This window comes from Aeromonas sp. A04, from assembly GCF_047780465.1.
GTDB classification, from domain to species: Bacteria; Pseudomonadota; Gammaproteobacteria; order Enterobacterales; family Aeromonadaceae; genus Aeromonas; species Aeromonas bestiarum.
Map to the genome: position 1 here is coordinate 26,343 of NZ_JBLNHP010000013.1, position 20,918 is coordinate 47,260.

Sequence of the window (20,918 nt, forward strand, 5' to 3'; positions counted from 1 at the left end):
TGGCGAGGGTTGAACCTTATGCCTTGCGGCTGTTGAACAGCGGCTGGTCCGATTCGGCCTGCTCGGCCCAGAAGTGGATGTTGAAGCGGGCATCCTCCGACAGCTCGACCCTGTGCCAGTATTGGGGCGGGCTGGTGGCAAACTGGCCGGCATGGATCACCAGGCTTATCTCTGGCTCCTCGGCCTGCTCGTCGGCAAAGCCGTGGTAGGTGACTGTGCCCTCCATCACGCAGAGCTGACCGAAGACACCGGCTGCCGTGTTGTGATGGGTGAGCAGGGCTGCGGGTACGCTCTGGCGGGTGAAGAAGGGGGTGGAGCGACGCACCACCCAGTGGGCGGGGATCAGGTGCAGTGACATAGACATTCTCCTCAGATGGCCGGGTCAACCCGGCCGATGCAATGAAAGGGGTTAACGGGGCAGCTGACGCAACAGAGGGAAGGCGGCGCTCATCTGATCGCCTCCCACCACGAAGCCGCACAGCTCGCCATCCTCGCCGTGCGCCTCGGCCACCATGCCGTGGCTGTTCCAGCGGCACTGCCAGGCGAGATCCTCGCCCTTGGTACGGCCCGCCAGCTGCAAGGGGTAACGCGGCGTCTTCACCTTCACCAGCATGGGCGGCAGGGTCAGCGGGGTTGGCGTGCCAAGCAGAGTGCGCGCCAGCGCATTGGCCCCCAGCACTATTGGTTGCAGGAAGGGGAGCAGCTGACCCTGCCACTGCACGCAATCCCCCAGCGCGAATATATGGGGATCGCTGGTCTGCAGCCGATCGTCGACCAGGATGCCGCGCTCCACGTCCAGCCCGGCCCCCCGGGCCAGGGCCAGATTCGGCCGCAGGCCGATCGCGGCGATCACCAGATCCTGCTCGCTGGTGCGGCCATCGGTCAGGGTCACCCGCCAGCCGTCGCCGGGCTGGGCATCTATCCTGGCGATACCCAGCCCGAATTGCAGGCTGACCCCCTGACTGCGCAGCGCCTGTTGCAGCGGAGGGGTCAGGGCGGCCGGCAACAGGGCGCTGAGCGGGCTGTCGGCCAGATCCAGCAGGGTGACCTCGCGGCCATCGCTCGCCATGTCCATCGCCAGCTCGCAGCCGATGAGGCCGGCCCCCAGCACCAGGATGCGGCGGGCCTGCTGGATCAGCCCCTCGGCAGCGGCGTACTCCTGCTGGCTGTTGAGGGTCACCAGATGCTCGCTGCCCGGTATCTCGGGGCGCGCCGCGCTGGCGCCGGTGGCCAGCACCAGCTGGCCGTAGGGGAAGCTGCCCTGCGAGGTCAACAGGGTGCGCCGGGCGGGATCTATACCCAGCACGGAGCAGTGGGGCAGCAGCGCGATGCGCTGCTGCTCGGCAAAGTCGCTGCCGCTCTGCCGGGTCATGGCCGCGGCGGCGCAGCCCCGGCTCACCACGTGGCTCAAGTCCGGCTTGTTGTACTCGTCGCCGCTGTCGGCCGTGATGAGGCGGATGGGTCTGTCGGCGTCCAGCTTGCGCAGGCTCTTGACCAGCTGCTGGGCGGCGAAGCCGCTGCCGATCACCACGATTTCCCGGCTGATGCCGGCGTCATTCAGGGTTGCTGCGTTCATACACAGGCCTCCACGGCGCAGGGTTCGAATACCTCCTTGCCGATGCCACAGCCGGGGCAGAGGAAGCTGTCAGGTACCTGGGCCCAGGGAGTGCCCGGTGCCACCAGCTGATCCGGCTCACCCAGTGCCGGGTCATAGACCCACTGGCAGACGACGCAGAGCATGCTCTGGTCATCGTCCCACTCAGCGGCGGCCGGGGTGGCGACACGCGCAACCGGCACCTCGATCACGGGCGCCGTCACTGCGGCGTTGTTTGTGATGATCGGGCGGGGCGCCTCGAGCGGGTGCAGCGCCCACTGGCGGGCCAGCTGGCGGCCGTGCTCGCGGCATTCGGCCAGGGCCGAACCATCCGGGCGCCACTTGGCCTTGAGGGAGATGCTGATGTCGAAACCCGCGTCCATCAGCCGGGTCTGGATCCGGTCCACGGCGCCGCCGGTCCAGCCGTAGCTGCCGAAGGCCGAGGCGCGCTTGTTGCGAAAGCGCAGGCCGGTGATCTCTTCGAGCATGCCCGCCACCTTGGGCATCATGACGTTGTTCATGGTGGAAGAGCCCACCAGCACCCCCTTGGAGCGGAACACCTGGGTCAGGATCTCGTTCTTGTCGTGGCGCGCCACGTTGAAGATCTTCACCGCCACACCCGGGTCCACCTCGTGGATGCCCTGGGCGATGGCGTCGGCCATCATGCGGGTGTTGTTGGACATGGAGTCGTAGAACAATGTGATGCGGTCTTCCTGATAGTGGTCGGCCCACTCCAGGTATTTCAGGATGATCTGGGTGGGGTCCTCGCGCCAGACGATGCCGTGGGAGGTGGCCACCATGCTCACCGGCAGGTTGAAGCCGAGCACTTCCTTGATCTTGGCGGTCACCAGCGGGCTGAAGGGGGTCAGTATGTTGGCGTAGTAACGCTGGCACTGCTCCATCAGCTCGGTCTGATCCACCTCGTCGTTGAACAGGTGCTCGTCGCAGTAGTGCTGGCCGAAGGCGTCGTTGGAGAAGAGCACGGCGTCCTCAGTCATGTAGGTCATCATGCTGTCGGGCCAGTGCAGCATGGGGGTCTCGATGAAGACCAGCTGCTTGCCGTTGCCTATGTCCAGGCTGTCCCCTGTCTTGACCGGGTGGAAGTTCCACTCTGGATGATGATGATGGCCTGTGATGGAGTCGATGGCGTTGTGGGTGCAGTAGATGGGGGTGCCTGGGATGCGGGCCATCAGCTCGGTCAGGGCGCCGGCGTGATCCTCCTCGGCGTGGTTGATCACCACGAAGTCGATGGAAGCGAGATCGATCTCCGCCGCCAGGTTCTGCACGAACTCCCGGCTGAACTTGTGATCGACGGTATCGATCAGCACGTTCTTCCCTTCGCGGATGAGGTAGCTGTTGTAGCTGGTGCCCTTGTGGGTCTTGTACTCGGTGCCGTGAAAGTCGCGTACCTCCCAGTCCCGTTGGCCGACCCAGTGAATGTTGTTTTTGACGTGAATGCTCATCAAGTTGTTCCTCAGAATACAATAGCGAATGTGCGACTGAATCAGCTATTGCAGTTGACGTGCCAACTTGTAACTTATTGTTTTTGCTTGATACTCATATCCGACATTGTCATTCAGACAGCCACTCTTTATAGTCAAAACCACAAGCACACTGTCATTTGGACAATCACCGTGATCTCGACCGACAGCCTGGCGCGCATCGCCCTCGACCTGCAACTCGGCATCTCCCATCAGGACAGGTTCCACCGCCTGATCCAGAGCGTGCGCAGCCTGCTGCACTCGGATGCTTCGGCCCTGCTGCGCTACGAGGGGGGCCAGTTCATCCCGCTGGCCATCGACGGCCTGATGCAGGACGTGCTGGGCCGCCGCTTCGCGCTGGCGGACCATCCGCGCATGGAGGCCATAGCCCGGGCCGGCGACGTGGTGCGCTTCCCCGCCGACAGCAATCTGCCCGACCCCTATGACGGCCTGATCCCGGATCACGACGACTTCAGGGTGCACGCCTGCGTCGGCCTGCCACTGTTTTCGGATCAGACGCTCATCGGCGCCCTGACCATAGACGGCATGAATCCGACCCAGTTCGACGGCATCAGCGACGAGGAGCTGCGGCTGGTGGGCGCCCTGGCCGCCGCCGCCCTCAGCAACGCCCTGCTGCTGGAACGGCTCGCCCGCCAGAGCAGCGAGCCCCTCGCCCCCTCCAGCCAGAATGGGCCGGGCCAGCCCGAGATGATAGGCCGCTCCCCCGCCATGGAGCGGCTACGCCACGAGATAGCCGTGGTGGCGAGCTCAGAGCTGAACGTGCTGATCCTGGGGGAGACGGGGGTCGGCAAGGAGCTGATCGCCAAGGCAGTGCATCAGGGTTCACCCCGCGCCAGCGCACCCCTGGTCTATCTCAACTGCGCCGCCCTGCCGGAATCTGTGGCGGAGAGCGAGCTGTTCGGCCACGTGAAGGGGGCCTTTACCGGCGCCATTCACAACCGGGCAGGCAAGTTCGAGCTGGCCGACAAGGGCACCCTGTTCCTGGACGAGATCGGCGAGCTCTCCCTGCCCCTGCAGGCCAAGCTGCTGCGGGTGCTGCAATACGGCGATCTGCAGCGCATCGGTGACGACACCCCGCTCAAGGTGAACGTGCGCATCCTGGCCGCCACCAACCGGGATCTGAAACAGGCTGTGGTCGAGGGGCAGTTTCGAAGCGATCTCTACCACCGCCTGAGCGTCTTCCCGATCCATGCCCCCGCCCTGCGGGAGCGACCGGACGACATACCCCTGCTTGCCGGTTATTTTTGCGAACGCTGCCGGGTCAGCCTGGGGCTGGAGCGGTTGCGCATCCAGCCCAGGGCGCTGCAACTGCTCGCCAGCTACGACTGGCCGGGCAACGTGCGGGAGCTGGAGCACGCCATCCACAGGGCTGCCGTGCTGGCGCGGGCCGAACAGGGCAGTCAGGCCCCCGCGCTGGATTGCCACCACTTCAACCTGGCGGCCACCGGCGCCCCCTCATCCAGTCGCATCCCTGTGGAACAGGCAGCGCAGCAGATGACGGCTGGCATTGGACTGCGCACGGCTACCGATGCCTTCCAGCTCCAGCTGATCGAGCAGACCCTGGCGGCCCAGCAGGGCAACTGGGCCGCCACCGCCCGGGCGCTTGAGCTGGACGGCGGCAACCTGCACCGGCTCGCCAGACGGCTCGGGCTCAAGGCCTGATGCTGGCGACACCCCACAAACAAAAACCCCCTCGGTGACGAGGGGGTTTTTCGTGGTGCCTGTGCGATGACCGGGGCCGCAGCATGGTCCATCGGCGGCAGATTCAGTCGCGGGCACGGCGCAGGTGGTAGTCGACGTGATAGTCGTTGGCGTTGCGGAACATGATGGAGTAGTTGAGAAACTCCCCGTTCTCGCCATAAGAGAGGGAGGTCAACCGCAGGATGGGCGCCCCCTGCTCGATATGCAGCAGCTCGGCCATCTGCCGGTCGGCCAGCACGGCGCTGAAGCTCTCGTAGTTGCCGGCGATGGGGAGCTGGCACTCGTTCTCGATGTAGGCAAACTTGGAGCCCTCCAGATGGGCCACCGACAGGGTGCGAAACAGCCGCACCGGCATGTAGCTCTCCTCCAGCAGCAGGGCCCGGCCATCCACAGAACGCACCCGGCTGGAGTAGTAGACGGGTTCGTTCACCTTGACCCTGAGCTGGCTGGCAATCGCCGGTGGGGCCGGCATGGTACGAAACTCCAGCACCTGGCTGGTGAGCTCCCGGCCCTGATCGCGCATCAGCTCGGTAAAGCCGCTCAGCCCCTTGGTCTCATGCTGGACATCCTTCTTGGTCACATAGGTGCCGCTGCCGTGGCGCCGCGCCACCAGCCCCCACTCGATCAGCATGTCCACTGCCTTGCGCACCGTCATGCGTGACACGCCGAACTGGCTCGCCAGCATCTTCTCGCTCGGCAATACGTCCCCCACCCGGCAATCCGCGCCATTGACCCGGATACGCAACCGATCCGCCACCGATTTATAGATCACTGCTAGACCTCTCCCAGCCTGTACCCGCGGCCTCCTCATTCAGGGGCTTCAGGCCCAACCAATTGAAAATAAACAACTTTAAATTCAAATAAACCGACAAGAACGTCACAAAAACAAGATGTACAACAATATCTCAAAATTTAGATCTCTTTGTCTAAATAAGAGCATGCGCCGGATCACATAACCACCACATATTTCATGAGGGCTTGACCCATTGTTGTTAGGTTCAATTCAGCAACACAAACAACACCCTATCAAAAACTCTCTTAATAAAGGGACAATATATGCTCAGTCAAATTCAACGCTTTGGCGGAGCAATGTTTACTCCTGTACTACTGTTTCCATTTGCAGGTATGGTAGTGGGCATTGCAATCATGCTGAAAAATCCCATGTTCGTGGGAGAGGCGCTGGCAAACCCGCAAGGGTTGTTTTTTCAAATAGTACATATTATTGAAGAAGGTGGCTGGACCGTATTCAGAAACATGCCGCTTATATTTGCCATCGGTTTACCGATTGGGCTGGCAAATAAGGCGCAGGCACGAGCCTGTCTCTCCGTATTGGTCAGCTTCATGACCTGGAATTATTTCATCAATGCCATGGGGATGACCTGGGGCGACTATTTCGGGGTCGATTTCAATCAGGCGGTCGGCGGCGAAAGCGGCCTGGCCATGGTCGCCGGGATCAAGACGCTGGACACCAGCATCATAGGAGCCATCGCCATCTCGGGTATAGTCACCGCCCTGCACAACCGGCTGTTTGATCGGCAGCTGCCCGTCTTTCTCGGCATCTTTCAGGGCAGCTCCTTTGTCACCATCATTGCCTTCTTCCTCATGATCCCCTGTGCCTGGCTGACCCTGCTGGGGTGGCCCAAGGTACAGATGGGCATCGCCTCCCTGCAGGAGTTCATGCTGATCTCGGGCCCGCTCGGTGTCTGGGTCTACACCTTCCTCGAGCGCATCCTGATCCCGACCGGACTGCATCACTTCATCTATGGCCCCTTCATCTTCGGCCCGGCTGCGGTGGAAGGCGGCATCCAGCTCTACTGGGCCCAGCATCTGCAGGAGTTCAGCCAGAGCACGCGTCCGCTCATCGAGCTGTTCCCCCAGGGTGGCTTCGCACTGCACGGCAACTCCAAGATCTTCGGTGCCATGGGGATTGCCCTGGCCATCTACGCCACTGCAGCCCGTGAAAACAAGGCCAAGGTGGCCGGTCTGCTGATCCCGGCGACCCTGACCGCCATGCTGGTGGGCATCACAGAGCCGCTTGAATTCACCTTCCTCTTCATCTCGCCACTGCTGTTTGCCATCCATGCCCTGCTGGCCGCCACCATGGCCACAGTCATGTACCTGTTCGGTGTCGTCGGCAACATGGGCGGCGGCCTGCTCGACCAGTTCCTGCCGCAGAACTGGATCCCCATGTTCCACAACCATGCCGGCATGATGTTTACCCAGATAGCCATAGGCCTGGTGTTTACCGGACTCTGGTTCCTGATATTCAGGAGTCTCATTCTGAGATTCAATTTGAAAACCCCGGGGCGGGAAGACAGCGAAATAAAGCTGTATTCCAAGGCCGATTATCAGGCAGCCAAACAACAACGAGGCTGTGATATTGCGGAGCAAATTATCGAGGCACTCGGCGGCAGCAAAAACATAAGAAGCCTGAATAATTGCGCCACCCGCTTAAGAATATCGCTGATAAATTCCAGCCAGGCTGCGGCAGATGACATATTCAAACAACTGGGCGCCCATGGTGTGGTTCGTCATGGCGACAGCATTCAAATAATCATAGGTCTGCATGTGCCTCAGGTACGTGAAAATATGGAATCGATAATGAACAACCCCACTCAATCCTCTTCTTTCGTAACGGAGTCATGATCATGAAAAAATTCTCTGTAGTCATCGCCGGCGGCGGCAGCACTTTCACACCGGGTATCGTCCTCATGCTGCTGGAGAACCAGCATCGTTTCCCGCTCAAGGAGATCAAGTTCTACGACAACGATGGCGCCCGCCAGGAAGTCATCGCCGAGGCATGCAGGATACTGCTGAAAGAGAAGGCACCCGAGATTGCCTTCAGCTACGGTACCGATCCCAAGGCGGCCTTCAGCGAGGTGGATTTTGTCATGGCCCACATCCGGGTCGGCAAATACCCCATGCGCGAGCAGGACGAGAAGATCCCCCTGCGTCACGGCGTGGTCGGTCAGGAGACCTGTGGCCCGGGCGGCATCGCCTACGGCATGCGCTCCATCGGCGGCGTACTGGAGCTGGTCGACTACATGGAGCAGTACTCCCCCAACGCCTGGATGCTGAACTACTCCAACCCGGCCGCCATAGTGGCGGAGGCGACTCGTCGCCTGCGTCCCAACGCCAAAATCCTCAACATCTGCGACATGCCGATCGGGATCGAGGGGCGCATGGCCCAGATCGCCGGCCTCAAGTCACGCAAAGAGATGCGGGTACGCTACTACGGTCTCAACCACTTCGGCTGGTGGACCCGCATCGAGGATCTGGCAGGCAACGATCTGATGCCGAAGATCAAGGAGCACGTCGCCCGCCACGGCTATGTGCCCAACAGCGCCAGCCATGCCGAAGCAAGCTGGAACGATACCTTCGCCAAGGCCAGGGATGTGTGGGCGCTCGATCCGGATACCCTGCCCAACACCTATCTCAAGTACTACCTCTACCCTGACTATGTGGTGGCCCATGCCAACCCTGAGCATACCCGCGCCAACGAGGTGATGGAGCACCGCGAGAAGCAGGTATTCAGCGCCTGCCGCGCCATCGTCAAGGCGGGTCATTCGGAGGCAGGCGAGCTGGAGATCGACGAGCACGCCTCCTATATAGTGGACCTGGCCACCGCCATCGCCTTCAACACCCAGGAGCGGATGCTGCTGATAGTCCCGAACCGGGGCGCCATCAACAACTTCGACCCCGAGGCCATGGTCGAGATCCCCTGTCTGGTGGGCAGCAGCGGGCCAGAGCCCTTGCAGGTCGGCAATATTCCCCTGTTCCAGCAGGGCCTGATGGGCCAGCAGGTGGCGGTCGAGAAGCTGGTGGTGGAAGCCTGGGTCGAACGCTCCTACCAGAAGCTGTGGCAGGCGATCACCCTGTCCAAGACTGTGCCCAGCGCCTCGGTGGCGAAGGCCATCCTGGATGACCTGGTGGCCGCCAACAAGGATTACTGGCCGCCGCTGCAATAAATCGCCCACAAACAAAAACCCCCTCGTGACGAGGGGGTTTTTCGTGGTGCCGACTATCGCCGTGCAATACAGCGGGGCGGTCAGCGCAGGGATTTGACCGAGCGGCGGACGATAAGCTCGGGCTCTACCGTCATGGACTCGACTTCCAGCGCCTTGTTGCGGATCCGGCTCACCAGATGCTTCACCGCCAGCAGGCCGAGCTCGGCCTTGGGGTGGCGAATGGTGGTGAGCGGCGGGCTGGAGAAGCGCGCCATCTCCACGTCGTCATAGCCGATCATGGAGATATCGTCCGGTACCTTGACCCCGGCTTCCCAGGCGGCGCAGATGGCGCCGATGGCCATGGGATCGTCGAAGGCAAACACAGCCGTCGGGCGAGGTGTGAGGGCCAGGATGCGCTGCATGGCATCGAAACCGCTCTGGCTCTCGTAATCCCCTTCGAAGATCTGCTCGTCCTTCAGGGTCAGGCCATGCTCGCCCAGGGCATCGCGTACCCCGTCCAGCCGCTGCTGGGTGGTCGGCTTGGAGAGCTGGCCGGTGATGCAGACGATCTCTTTATGGCCCTGCTCCAGCAGATGACGTACCGCCAGCCGCGCGCCTATGCGGGCGTTGTCGTTGATCACGTTGGCGAAATCGCACTCGGTGCCCCAATCCAGCACCACCTGTGGCACGTTCTTGTGGATGCGCAACATGTCGCGCAACGGGGTGTCGATATCGGTTCCCAGCACCAGCAGGCCGTCGACCCGCTTCTCCATCAGCATTCTCAGGTAATGCTGCTGACGGGGCGGCTGGTTTTCGGTGTTGCACAGGATCAGACTGTAACCCTGTTCGAAACAGTACGCCTCCACCCCCTGCACCACTTCCGCGAAGAAGGGGTTGGCACTGGTGGTCACCAGCATGCCTATGGTTTTGGTTGAGTTTATCTTGAGGCTGCGCGCTACCGAGTTGGGCGCGTAGTTGAGTTCTGCCACCGCCTCAAGCACTTTTTGGGTTGCATCTTCGCTGACCCGACGGGTGTGATTGAGTACATGTGAGACGGTGGAGATGGATACGCCTGCACGGGAAGCGACATCCTTGATAGTGGCCATCTCTGTCTCCTGAAGATCAAAAGCGGAACATTAGCAGATTTCCCGAATAAAGGCTTGGTTTTAACAGGCACTGCCAATGAATTGTCAATGCTGGCTAATCTAGGCGCTCATTTCTATTTGCGCAAACGGATTTTGGTCAAAATGGGAGCAGTGTCAGGGTAAAATATCGTCAGTTTTTTCATCTGCCATTTGTCACCAGCACACCTTGTTGTGAAGATGTTAACTGAACAAATCAGTATTAATATCTACAAGGGTAGATGAAATTAGCTATTTGTTTCAAAAAAGCACTATCCCACCCACTCTGGTTAGTATCTTTAACAGCTTGTTATTGCCCAGCGAGGAATGATAGAACCATACCTATTACCGGACTGGCGGGATCCCGGCCCGGAATGGCACACGGAAAATGAAACAATCCACTGATTAAGGGACGAATCAATGCATAAGTTGAGCAAAATCACAGTAAGCGCAGCGGTTTCTTTGGCTCTGTTTGGATCGATATCCATCGCCAACGCGGCTGACACCATCAAGATCGGCATCGCCGGCCCGGTCACAGGCCCGGTCGCCCAGTACGGTGACATGCAGTTCACCGGCGGCAAGATGGCGGTCGAGCAGATCAACAAGGCTGGCGGTATCGCAGGCAAGCAGATCGAAGCCGTCATCTATGACGATGCCTGCGATCCCAAGCAGGCCGTGGCGGTCGCCAACAAGGTGATCAACGACGGCGTCAAGTTCGTGGTCGGCCACCTCTGCTCCGACAACACCCTGCCCGCCTCCGACATCTATGAAGATGAAGGCGTGCTGATGATCACCCCGGCCTCCACCAACCCCAAGATCACCGAGCGCGGCTATCAGCTGGTGCTGCGTACCATAGGTCTGGACAGCGACCAGGGTCCGACCGCCGCCAAGTACATCATCGAGCAGGTCAAGCCCAAGCGCGTGGCCGTCATCCACGACAAGAAGCAGTACGGTGAAGGCATCGCCACCAGCGTGAAGGCATCCCTGGACAAGGCCGGTGTGAAAGTAGTGGCGTTCGAAGGCATCACAGCCGGTGACAAGGACTTCTCCGCCCTGATCGCCAAGCTGCAGAAAGAGAACGTCGATTTCGTCTACTACGGCGGCTACCACCCGGAGCTGGGTCTGATCCTGCGTCAGGCTGGCGAGAAGGGTCTGAAGGCCAAGTTCATGGGTCCGGAAGGGGTAGGCAACAAGGACATCTCCGCCATCGGTGGCCCGGCTTCCGAAGGTCTGCTGGTCACCCTGCCGAACAAGTACGATCTGGTGCCGACCAACGCCCCGCTGGTGGCGGCGTTCAAGGCCAAGGGTCAGGACTCCTCAGGCCCCTTCGTCTGGACCACCTATGCGGCGGTACAGACCCTGGCTGCCGGTATCGCCAAGGCGGGTGAGGATGACCCGGCTGCAGTCGCCGCCGCCATCAAGGCCACGCCGATCGATACCGTCATGGGCACCCTGAGCTGGGCGCCGAGTGGTGACCTGAAAGGCTTTGAATTCGGTGTGTTCCAGTGGCACGCCGACGGTACCTCCACTCAAGTCAAATAATCTGCCGGTCGGGGTGACATGAGTCACCCCTCCTTTTCTTTGCGGGCAAGTACAGGGATCGCAGTATGTCCGAACACCTCCTTTACCTGGTTCAGCAGCTGCTGAACGGGTTAACCATAGGCAGCACCTATGCGTTGATCGCCATCGGCTACACCATGGTCTATGGCATCATCGGCATGATCAACTTCGCCCACGGCGAGGTTTACATGATCGGCTCCTATGTCGCCTTTATGGTGATGGCCGGGCTCGCCATGATGGGCATCGACAGCACCTTCCTGCTGCTGGGAGGCGCCTTCCTGGTCAGCATCATCATCACGGGAACCTATGGCTGGACCATAGAGCGGGTCGCCTATCGCCCGCTGCGGGGCGGCAACCGCCTCATCCCCCTCATCTCCGCCATCGGCATGTCGATCTTCCTGCAGAACATGATGCGAATGGCACAGGGCTCGCGCGACATCGCCATGCCCACCCTGATCTCCGGGGGCTGGACCCTGGGCGCCGAAGACGGCTTCCAGGCCAGCCTCTCCTACATGCAGCTCATCATCTTCGTGGTGACCTTCATCACCATGCTGGCGCTGACCCAGTTCATCGGCCGCTCCCGCATGGGCCGTGCCTGCCGCGCCTGTTCGGAAGACATCAAGATGGCCAACCTGCTGGGGATAGACACCCATGTGGTCATCTCCATCACCTTCGTGCTGGGGGCCACCCTGGCCGCCGTCGCGGGCGTGCTGCTCGGCATGTATTACGGCGTCATCAACCCCTATCTCGGCTTCATGGCCGGGCTGAAAGCCTTCACTGCGGCTGTATTGGGCGGCATCGGCAGCATTCCCGGCGCCGTGCTGGGCGGCCTGCTGCTGGGGGTGGTGGAAGCACTCACCGCCGGCTATCTCAGCACCGAGTACAAGGATGTGATGGCCTTCGCCCTGCTGATCGGCGTCTTGCTGTTCATGCCCACCGGCATTCTCGGCCGACCGGAAGTGGAGAAAGTCTGATGAAACGCCAATTCATTCACGCCTGTATCGCCAGCCTGGTATTGCTGGTGCTCTCCTTCTGGCTGCTCGGCTTCAAACTCGAGACCGACGGCACCCGCTTGCTGGTAGTCAGCCGCCTCGACGTGTCGCTGGCCTGGCTGGTGGGCGGTGCCGCCCTGGTGTTCTGGTTCCAGATGTTGCGCGGCCAGATCAGCCGGCTGTTCAAAGGCTCCATCAGCGGCTTCTCCATCGGCTTCACCAAGCTGGTGCTGCCCAGCCCGGAAGAGGCACCCAAGCTCTATAACCTCACCGCCGTGCTGGTGCTGCTGTTTGCGGTGAGCTGGCCCTTCATGGCCTCGCGAGGCGCCATCGATCTCGCCACCCTCACCCTGATCTACATCATGCTGGGGCTGGGCCTGAACGTGGTGGTGGGTCTGGCCGGTCTGCTGGATCTGGGCTACGTCGGCTTCTACGCGGTCGGCGCCTACAGCTATGCCCTGCTCAACACCTACTTCGGCCTGAGCTTCTGGGAGTGTCTGCCCATCGCCGGCCTGACGGCGGCCACCTTCGGCTTCCTGCTCGGCTTCCCTGTGCTGCGGCTGCGGGGGGACTATCTGGCCATAGTCACCCTGGGCTTTGGCGAGATCATCCGCATCCTGCTCAACAACATGACCAGCCTCACCGGCGGCCCGAACGGCATCTCCGGCATTCCCAAACCGACGCTGGGCGGACTCGAGTTCAACCGTACCGTCAAGGACGGGGGCTTCGGCACCTTCCACGACTTCTTCGGCATCGCCTACAACGCCAACCACAAGGTGATCTTCCTCTACCTGATGGCGCTGGTGCTGGTGGTGGCCACCCTGTTCGTCATCAACCGCCTGCTGCGCATGCCGCTGGGCCGCGCCTGGGAAGCGCTGCGGGAGGACGAGATTGCCTGCAAGTCGCTGGGGCTCAACCCCACCATCATCAAGCTGACCGCCTTCACCATAGGCGCCTGCTTCGCTGGCTTCGCCGGCAGCTTCTTCGCCTCGCGCCAGGGCTTCATCAGCCCGGAGTCCTTCGTCTTCATCGAGTCGGCCATAGTCCTTGCGATCGTGGTGCTGGGGGGCATGGGCTCCCAGATCGGGGTGGTGCTGGCAGCCATAGTGATGACGGTACTGCCCGAGCTGGCCCGTGAATTCAACGAGTACCGCATGCTGATGTTCGGTCTGCTGATGGTGTTCATGATGATCTGGCGGCCACAGGGACTGCTGCCAATGACCAGACCTCACCTGGAGCTACAAAAATGAGCAATCAGACGTTGTTAGAAGTCTCTGATTTGTCGATGCGCTATTTGGCTGGATTGCTGGCGGTGACTTGCTCCACCTTGAATCGGGGGCTGAAAAAATGAGTGCCAACCAGAAGTTAATGGAAGTCTCTGATCTGTCGATGCGCTTCGGCGGTTTGTTGGCGGTCAACGGCGTCAAACTGGACGTGGACAAGGGGGAGGTGATCTCCATCATAGGTCCCAACGGTGCGGGCAAGACGACCGTCTTCAACTGCCTGACCGGCTTCTATCGCCCGAGTGGCGGCATCATTCGCTACAAGGGTGAGGAGATCCAGGGGCTGCCCGGTCATCTCATCGCCCGCAAGGGGATAGTGCGCACCTTCCAGCACGTACGGCTGTTCAAGGACATGACGGCGGTGGAGAACCTGCTGGTGGCCCAGCATCGCCACCTCAACACCAGTTTCATCGCCGGCCTGTTCAAGACCCCGGCCTTTCGCCGTGCCGAGCAGGAGGGGCTGGAACACGCCGCCTTCTGGCTGGAGAAGGTGGGCCTCAAGGATCTCTCCAATCGCGCCGCCGGCAACCTGGCCTATGGTCAGCAACGCCGGCTCGAGATCGCCCGCTGCATGGCGACCCGACCCGATCTGCTGATGCTGGACGAGCCGGCCGCCGGCCTCAACCCGCACGAGACAGATGAGCTGAACGAACTGATCATCAGCCTGCGGGACGAGTTTGGTGTCTCCGTCCTGCTTATCGAACACGACATGAAGCTGGTGATGGGCATCTCCAACCGCATCTTCGTGGTCAATCAGGGCACCCCGCTGGCCCACGGCAAGCCGGATGAGATCCGCAACAATCCGGCCGTGATCAAGGCCTATCTGGGCGAGTCGTAAGGAAAAATAGATGTTAGAACTTCGCAACGTATCGACCCACTACGGCAAAATTCAGGCGCTGCACGACGTCAGCGTCGAGGTGAAAGAGGGGGAAATCGTCACCCTGATAGGTGCCAACGGCGCCGGCAAGACCACCTTGCTGATGACATTGTGCGGCGAGCCCAAGCCCAGCAGCGGCAGCATCTGGTTCGAGGGGGAGCAGATAAGCTCCCTCACCACGGCCCGCATCATGCGCAAGGATATCGCCGTGGTGCCGGAGGGGCGCCGCATCTTCGCCCGCCTGACGGTGGAGGAGAACCTGCTGATGGGCGCCTTCTTCGTCGACAAGGAGGAGCAGCACGGCCTGCTGGATCAGGTGTTCACCCTGTTCCCGCGCCTGCACGAGCGGCTGCAACAGCGCGCCGGCACCATGTCCGGCGGCGAACAGCAGATGCTGGCCATAGGCCGCGCCCTGATGAGCAAGCCGCGCCTGCTGCTGCTGGATGAACCCTCGCTGGGGCTGGCCCCCATCGTCATCCAGCAGATCTTCGACACCATAGAGCAGCTGCGCCAGAAGGGGATGACCATCTTCCTGGTGGAGCAGAACGCCAACCAGGCGCTCAAGCTGGCCGATCGGGGCTATGTGCTGGAGAACGGCCACGTGGTGCTGCAAGACACGGGGGCCGCCCTGCTGGCCAACCCCGCAGTACGGCAGGCCTACCTGGGTGGTTAACCCATGAGCAGGGCCGGTGCTGAGCGGGATCGCCACCTGTTCTGGCGCGACCCTGCCCTGCCCTTCATAGAGGCGCGGGCGGTGCAGGATGGCCGCCGCGTCTGTTACGACAAGCACAGCCACGCCCACTTCTCCATCGGCGCCATCACCGGCGGCCACAGCCACTACCTCAACCAGCGCAGCAGACAGGAGGTCGGTTCCGGCTCCCTGGTGCTGATGAACCCGGAAGAGGTGCACGCCTGCAACCCCATCGCAGACCAGCCCTGGTCCTATCTGATGTTCTACCTCGATACCGACTGGCTGCGCAGCCAGCAGGAGGAGGCCGGACTGGGGGCCCATTTTCGCCCCTTCGACATGACGGCCAGCCGGGATCCCCTGCTGTATGCCCGCTTGCAACACCTCTATCGCACCCTGCAAGATGACCGCCAGGATCGCCTCGCCAAGGAGGTGGCCTGCCATCTGTTCAGCCACCAGCTGCTGGCCAGGCTCACCCCCGCCAGATGGGACGCGCGCCCGCCCCTGCATCTGAGGCGCGCCGCCGAGCTGATGCAGGACGAGTACGCCAGCCCCCTCACCTTGCAGTACCTGAGCACAGTCGCCGGGCTGACCCCGTCTCACTTCGTGCGCGCCTTCAGCCGCCATTACGGCATGACCCCTCACGCCTACCTGCTCAACCAGCGCATTCGCCATGCCCGTGCCCTGCTCGTTCAGGGGCGTCCCCTGGTCGAGGTGGCGCTGGCGACGGGTTTCGCCGATCAGGCCCACTTCCAGCGCCAGTTCAAGCGGCTGGTCGCCGCGACCCCGGGCCAATACCAGTGCCTCCCTCAGCGCTCCAGCACAAGATAGCCAACGCTGAGCAACAGCAGCATCGCCATCCCGCGGTTGAACCAGCGCAGACGGCGAGGCGCGAGCAGGGCCTCCTGCAGACAGCTGCCGACATAGGCCCAGCAGGCGATGGAAGCAAGACAGATCACCAGATAGAGGCTGGTGAACCATATCGTCTGACCCACATTGCCCACGGCCCCATAGGCCCCCATGCCCATGCTGGCCGCCAACCAGGCCTTGGGATTGAGCCACTGCATCAGGGCACCGTATAAAAAGGCGGGTGGGGTGGCGCCCTCACGCTTCAGTTCTCCCTTGTCCGTCATCAGCAGCCAGGCCAGATAGCAGAGGAAGAGGATGCCTCCCCAGCGGATGCCGCTGAGCGCCACTGGCCAGTGCGACAAGGCGGCCCCCAGGCCCAGCCCCATCAGCAGCAATAGCAGGATGAAGCCCAGGGTGGCCCCCACTACATGGCGCAGGCTGGCGCGAAAACCATATTGCGCCCCCGCACCGAGGGCGACCAGATTGACCGGGCCGGGAGAGATGGACATGGCCAGGGCAAACCCGGCCATGGACAACAGCAGACTCATTTCCATGGATGACACTCGTTGAAGGTGTTGAGCCCTCACCCTACCCATGAGCCTGGCGCCGATATTGAAGAAAATTGCGATCTCCTCCGGCGGGACGAGTCGACACATTGCGGGCTTAGCACGGACGCAGGCTTGCGGTAAACTGACCCACAATCACCTATTCACAGGACATGTTAATGGACCAGTTTGCCCATATCAGTGCCCATGATGCCCACCAGAAGATCGCTGCCGGTGAAGCCCGCCTCGTGGATATTCGCGATCCGCAATCCTTCGAGGCCGCCCACGCGGTCGGCGCCTTCCACCTCACCAATGGTTCTCTGGTTCGCTTCATGGACGAGGTGGATTTCGATACCCCTGTGATAGTGATCTGCTATCACGGCAACAGCAGCCAGGGCGCGGCCCAATACCTGCTGCAACAGGGCTATGACCAGGTCTACAGCCTGGATGGCGGCTTCGAGGCGTGGCGCAAAGAGTTCCCCGTCCAGGCAGGCGACGCATGACAGGGGCGGGCAAGCCCTCCTCAACCGGCATGATCCAGCTGCTGGTGCTCGACAACGCCCGCATGGCCCAGGCGCTGGTGGACTACCTCGCCACCCTCGGCATCTCGTGCGAGCTGACCCAGTCCGAGCTCGGCGTTTCGGTCTGGCTGGCGGACGAGCAGCGCCTCGCCCAGGCCCAGCTGGAGGTGAAACGCTTCCTGGCAGAGCCGGCCCACCCGCGCTACATGGAGGCCTCCTGGCAGTCGGGTCGGGCGGATGCCCGTATCGACTACAGCAAGGGGATGACGGATCCCGTCACCGACTTCCTCCATCAGGCGGGGCCGCTGACCCTGGTGGTGATCATCGCCTGTCTGGCCATCTATGCGCTCAATGCCATAGGCCTGCCGATCTTTGACGAGCTGGCGTTCCACCCGACCCTGGCCCAGTTCACCGACTGGCAGGCGTGGCGTTACTTCACCCCGGCCTTTATCCACTTCTCGGTGCTGCACCTGGTGTTCAACCTGCTGTGGTGGTGGTATCTGGGGGGCCAGATAGAGCAGCGCCTCGGCGGCGGCAAGCTGCTGATCCTGCTGCTGGTGGGCGCGGCCCTGCCCAACATCGCCGAGTTCTTCGCGAGCGGCCCGCTGTTTGGCGGCCTCTCCGGCGTTGTCTATGCCCTGCTCGGCTACTGCTGGCTGCGCGGCAAGCTGCAACCTGCCTGTGGCCTCACACTGCCACCGGCGCTGATGGGCTTCATGCTGTTCTGGCTGGTGCTCGGTTTCTTCGACCTGCTCGGCACCAGCACGGCCAACATGGCCCATCTGGTGGGTTTGCTGGTCGGCCTGCTGCAAGGTTGGCTGGATCGCAACCACCAACCGGCTTGAACCCTTGCGGTCATCGGGTTTTCTTCGACCCACTCGGCAGCCGCATCACAGTCAACATGGCCCACCTGGTGGGTCTGCTGGTCGGCCTGCTGCAAGGTTGGCTGGACAGAAACCACCAGCCAGCTTGACGGTTGGCCCTGCCCAATCACCGAAACGAAAACGCCGCCCCAAGGGGCGGCGTTTTTATTGGCCGGTTGGCTTACTGCTTGAGCAGGCCACCATTGGTCACCTGGACCGCGGTACCGCCACTCATGAAGAAGCTGCCGAACTGGGACTGCATCTCTGTGGTGACATCGCCGCTCGGATCGAAGTTCTCGTCCGGTGCCAGCAGCGAGCTGTGACCACCGGCCACGAAGCGGGCCGCGTTGTGGCTGGCCGCGCCTGTGGCGGTCAGGGGTTGCAGCGCCAGCACCTTGAACAGCGGCTCGGTGCCACCCAGCGGGGCGGACGCTATGCTGTTCGGGATCACCTGATCCGACAGGCTCAGGGCACCGTCACCCACGATCTCGGTGGCAAACAGCGGGAAGTCCGCCTTGATGCCACGGCCGAGGTTGATCGGGTCAGCCGAATCCAGCACCGACTGGGCCGCGAAGCTGTAGCTCTGCAGCGTGCTGGCTGCGGTCGCCTGAGTGGCCGCGTCCAGGCTCGGCAGGAACTCGTTGACGAAGCAGGTCGGTACCGCCGTCTGGCAGTTGGGAGCATAGGCGGTGAAGCCGGCCTTCAACTCGGCACTGCCGCTGGTCAGCACGCCCATCTTGATGGTCGGGCCGAAGGTCGGCGAGTTCAGCAGCAGCGGCGCTATGCCGCCACCCGGCATGGCCAGACCACCTGTGTCGAACTTGAACAGGGCATCCGCCTGCGCGTTGCCCAGGGTCTGGTTGGCGACCGCCAGCAGGTTGGTACCCGAAATGGCCCCCAGGGAGTGACCCAGGAAGTGCACCTTGAGGTTGCCGGGCGTCCCGATGGCGCTATTGGCGTTGGCCAGGCCAACTGCCAGACGCAGACCCAGCAGGTCCGCCACGCTCTGTTTCAGGTTGTCCCGCGCCACTGTCAGGTAGCTCAGGTTCAGGTACGGCGTTGGGTTGTCGGGGGTGGTCACAGTATCCATGCTGCCACTCAGGGCGAAGCCACGCTCACCGTGCAGCGGATGATCAATCACCACCAGCGCCACCTTCTTGCCCGCCTGCATGCCGGCATAGATCTGGCCCAGTGCCAGCGCGTAGGCGTTCTCTTTCACCGAGGTCACGCCGTGCTGATAGATGATGACATCCGTGATGGTGTTGAGGGCATCCTTGGCGAAGACTCGCATCGGCACGGATTGCACCTCTTCCAGCATCGGCAGCGGGTTGAAGCGGCCTATGTTCTGCTCGGTGTCCAGCGGCTTGCCGCCGGAGGTGAGGGTCACCCCGATCAGCTTGCTCGCTTCGGCCAGCAGCTCGCTCTGGCGGGTCGGATCGGCAATCAGCGTCGCCAGCAGGGCCGGATCCACACCCGCCCCCACCAGCCCACCGATCACTTCGCTGTCAGACGCTTTCAGTGCATTGGCGATGGCGTACAGGCTGGGGATGGCACCGTGCCAGGACTGGGTCTTGGCCTTGCTCCAGGAACCGGCGGTGGCCGGCGAGGAGAGGAAGTAAGGCAGCTTGACGGTACCTGTGTAGACCTTGGTGCCCTGGGCAATGGGATTGAGCGGAGTGCCAGGGCCAAAGGCGGTGGCGATCGCGTCTTTCTGCTCCTGCGGCAGGAACTGCTCGGCATCCAGCTGGGTCAGGAAGGCATTGTTGCCAGTCACGGCCAGGGTATAGGTGCCGGGCAGGCTGGTGTTGCCCAGGGCATCCTGCTTCCAAAGCTTGGCGGCATCCAGGGTAACGGGGTCGGCCTTGAGCACGGACGCCGCAGCCCCCTTCACCGCCACCAGCACATCGGCGCCGGATTGGGTGCCGAACCAGTCGGAGAAGATCACATGATCCGTCGCTATGCCGGTCGCGGACTTGAACAGCCCTTCCTGCAACGCGATCAGACCGTTGATGGTCTGCTCCTGGGCATTGCTGCCGACGTTGTTCTTGTAGTTGCCGTAGTCACTGCCTGCCTTGAGGGCATCGCCACGGCTGTCTTTCAGCGAGTCTGTGGCCACTATCATGTAGTAGGAGGAAGGGTTCAACGGCTTGAGCGGAACCAGGTTCAGCTTGCCGGCCGAGGCGGCGACCACGAAGTCCACGCCGTAGGTCAGCACCTTCTTCACGCCATTCGGGCGCAGGGCGGCACTGTCAAAGCTCAGCTCCAGCAGGTAGAGCGGTGCCACCGAGGCGCCAAACTCGGCCGCGGCCGGGGCCTGCACCTGGATGCCGGATGAAGTCACTGGCACTATCTGGATAGCCTGGGTCGTGGACCAGCCATCCAGGGTCGACATGGCGGAGACGGGGTTGGAGAGATCCGCGGTCTCGGTGGAGAATTTCAGGGTACCATCGCTGGCCCGGGCCGCCAGGGCGCTGGGGCGCACGGCGTTGGAACCGGTCAACAGATAGTCGAGATAGCTTGAGGTGTCGCCTTTGTTATCGTCACTGCCACCACAGCCAGCCAACAGGGCACTGACAACTGCGGCATAAATTAGCTTCTTTTTCATATCCTTATCTCTTTTTAGTTGTTATCCATGATGTGCTGACGGGGGAGGGTGAAAACCCGACCGAACCATCTTAACAGCAACGCAACAATTGTTAAGCGTCTGGTCGGTCATCTGATCTGCTTTTTTTGTGTACAACATCAAGGAATTGGAATAGAAACGGGACTCGATAGGTTAACAGCTTCATTCCGGATACCAGACCCGACCAGCGACTCCCCTGCTCCTGATGGCAAAAAGCCACCCCGATCTCGGCAAAGCGGCTGAATTGTCGGT

General features: G+C 61.8%; 18 protein-coding genes. 11 read left to right on the forward strand and 7 right to left on the reverse strand.

Going from position 1 to position 20,918, the window contains the following annotated elements; all coding sequences use genetic code 11:
* Positions 1 to 16: 16 nt before the first annotated feature.
* Genes ACM3N8_RS21385 through norV form a run of 3 tightly spaced genes read right to left on the reverse strand, consistent with a single transcriptional unit; the run spans position 17 to position 3,057 of the window.
* Positions 17 to 358, reverse strand: a complete 342-nt coding sequence (locus tag ACM3N8_RS21385; RefSeq protein WP_241280909.1) for a DUF1971 domain-containing protein — start codon at positions 356 to 358, stop codon at positions 17 to 19.
* Positions 359 to 409: 51 nt separating this feature from the next.
* Positions 410 to 1,576, reverse strand: coding sequence for an NADH:flavorubredoxin reductase NorW (norW, locus tag ACM3N8_RS21390; RefSeq protein ID WP_290019710.1), 1,167 nt, complete (start codon positions 1,574 to 1,576; stop codon positions 410 to 412).
* Positions 1,573 to 3,057, reverse strand: coding sequence for an anaerobic nitric oxide reductase flavorubredoxin (gene norV / locus ACM3N8_RS21395; RefSeq protein ID WP_290019709.1), 1,485 nt, complete (start codon positions 3,055 to 3,057; stop codon positions 1,573 to 1,575). The genes norW and norV overlap by 4 nt, the downstream gene beginning before the upstream one ends.
* Positions 3,058 to 3,228: 171 nt before the next feature.
* Here norV and norR point away from each other — a divergent pair, with 171 nt between their 5' ends.
* Positions 3,229 to 4,758, forward strand: coding sequence for a nitric oxide reductase transcriptional regulator NorR (gene norR / locus ACM3N8_RS21400; RefSeq protein ID WP_098981322.1), 1,530 nt, complete (start codon positions 3,229 to 3,231; stop codon positions 4,756 to 4,758).
* A 103-nt stretch (positions 4,759 to 4,861) separates the two neighbouring features.
* Here the strand turns inward: norR and ACM3N8_RS21405 are convergent, their stop codons facing one another.
* On the reverse strand, positions 4,862 to 5,569 hold the full coding sequence (locus ACM3N8_RS21405) for a GntR family transcriptional regulator (protein ID WP_043135820.1): 708 nt from the start codon (positions 5,567 to 5,569) through the stop codon (positions 4,862 to 4,864).
* A 284-nt stretch (positions 5,570 to 5,853) separates the two neighbouring features.
* On the opposite strand from ACM3N8_RS21405, the gene ACM3N8_RS21410 reads away from it, so the two are divergent.
* Complete coding sequence (locus ACM3N8_RS21410) at positions 5,854 to 7,443, forward strand: alpha-glucoside-specific PTS transporter subunit IIBC (protein ID WP_290019708.1); 1,590 nt, start codon at positions 5,854 to 5,856, stop codon at positions 7,441 to 7,443.
* Positions 7,440 to 8,765, forward strand: coding sequence for a 6-phospho-alpha-glucosidase (locus tag ACM3N8_RS21415; RefSeq protein WP_290019707.1), 1,326 nt, complete (start codon positions 7,440 to 7,442; stop codon positions 8,763 to 8,765). Before ACM3N8_RS21410 ends, ACM3N8_RS21415 begins: the two co-directional genes overlap by 4 nt.
* A gap of 80 nt (positions 8,766 to 8,845) precedes the next feature.
* Here ACM3N8_RS21415 and ACM3N8_RS21420 read toward each other — a convergent pair whose 3' ends face one another.
* The gene (locus tag ACM3N8_RS21420) at positions 8,846 to 9,850 is read right to left on the reverse strand and encodes a substrate-binding domain-containing protein (protein ID WP_043135813.1); all 1,005 of its coding nucleotides are present in this window, start codon (positions 9,848 to 9,850) and stop codon (positions 8,846 to 8,848) included.
* 435 nt (positions 9,851 to 10,285) lie between these two features.
* Here ACM3N8_RS21420 and ACM3N8_RS21425 point away from each other — a divergent pair, with 435 nt between their 5' ends.
* The 6 genes from ACM3N8_RS21425 (at position 10,286) to ACM3N8_RS21450 (ending at position 16,096) form a co-directional block, all read left to right on the forward strand.
* On the forward strand, positions 10,286 to 11,407 hold the full coding sequence (locus ACM3N8_RS21425) for a branched-chain amino acid ABC transporter substrate-binding protein (protein WP_043135811.1): 1,122 nt from the start codon (positions 10,286 to 10,288) through the stop codon (positions 11,405 to 11,407).
* Positions 11,408 to 11,472: 65 nt separating this feature from the next.
* A complete protein-coding gene (gene livH / locus ACM3N8_RS21430; protein WP_042867383.1) occupies positions 11,473 to 12,399 on the forward strand; it encodes a high-affinity branched-chain amino acid ABC transporter permease LivH in 927 nt (308 codons plus the stop codon).
* Positions 12,399 to 13,667 (forward strand): high-affinity branched-chain amino acid ABC transporter permease LivM, encoded by a 1,269-nt coding sequence (locus ACM3N8_RS21435; protein WP_043135809.1) that lies wholly within the window; start codon positions 12,399 to 12,401, stop codon positions 13,665 to 13,667. Before livH ends, ACM3N8_RS21435 begins: the two co-directional genes overlap by 1 nt.
* A 97-nt stretch (positions 13,668 to 13,764) precedes the next feature.
* Positions 13,765 to 14,538 (forward strand): high-affinity branched-chain amino acid ABC transporter ATP-binding protein LivG, encoded by a 774-nt coding sequence (livG, locus tag ACM3N8_RS21440; RefSeq protein ID WP_065402307.1) that lies wholly within the window; start codon positions 13,765 to 13,767, stop codon positions 14,536 to 14,538.
* 10 nt (positions 14,539 to 14,548) lie between these two features.
* The gene (locus tag ACM3N8_RS21445) at positions 14,549 to 15,250 is read left to right on the forward strand and encodes an ABC transporter ATP-binding protein (protein WP_098981311.1); all 702 of its coding nucleotides are present in this window, start codon (positions 14,549 to 14,551) and stop codon (positions 15,248 to 15,250) included.
* A gap of 3 nt (positions 15,251 to 15,253) precedes the next feature.
* The gene (locus ACM3N8_RS21450) at positions 15,254 to 16,096 is read left to right on the forward strand and encodes an AraC family transcriptional regulator (protein WP_241280904.1); all 843 of its coding nucleotides are present in this window, start codon (positions 15,254 to 15,256) and stop codon (positions 16,094 to 16,096) included.
* Here the strand turns inward: ACM3N8_RS21450 and ACM3N8_RS21455 are convergent.
* The gene (locus ACM3N8_RS21455) at positions 16,075 to 16,668 is read right to left on the reverse strand and encodes a LysE family translocator (protein WP_098981309.1); all 594 of its coding nucleotides are present in this window, start codon (positions 16,666 to 16,668) and stop codon (positions 16,075 to 16,077) included. The genes ACM3N8_RS21450 and ACM3N8_RS21455 overlap by 22 nt on opposite strands.
* Positions 16,669 to 16,838: 170 nt before the next feature.
* Here ACM3N8_RS21455 and glpE point away from each other — a divergent pair, with 170 nt between their 5' ends.
* A complete protein-coding gene (glpE, locus tag ACM3N8_RS21460) occupies positions 16,839 to 17,162 on the forward strand; it encodes a thiosulfate sulfurtransferase GlpE (RefSeq protein WP_043557281.1) in 324 nt (107 codons plus the stop codon).
* Between the two features lie 29 nt (positions 17,163 to 17,191).
* Positions 17,192 to 18,025: a rhomboid family intramembrane serine protease GlpG gene (gene glpG / locus ACM3N8_RS21465; protein WP_103472987.1), complete on the forward strand. Its 834-nt coding sequence runs from the start codon at positions 17,192 to 17,194 to the stop codon at positions 18,023 to 18,025.
* A 199-nt stretch (positions 18,026 to 18,224) separates the two neighbouring features.
* On the opposite strand, the gene ACM3N8_RS21470 is transcribed toward glpG, so the two are convergent.
* Positions 18,225 to 20,648, reverse strand: a complete 2,424-nt coding sequence (locus ACM3N8_RS21470; protein ID WP_290019704.1) for a VolA/Pla-1 family phospholipase — start codon at positions 20,646 to 20,648, stop codon at positions 18,225 to 18,227.
* Between the last annotated feature and the right edge of the window lie 270 nt (positions 20,649 to 20,918).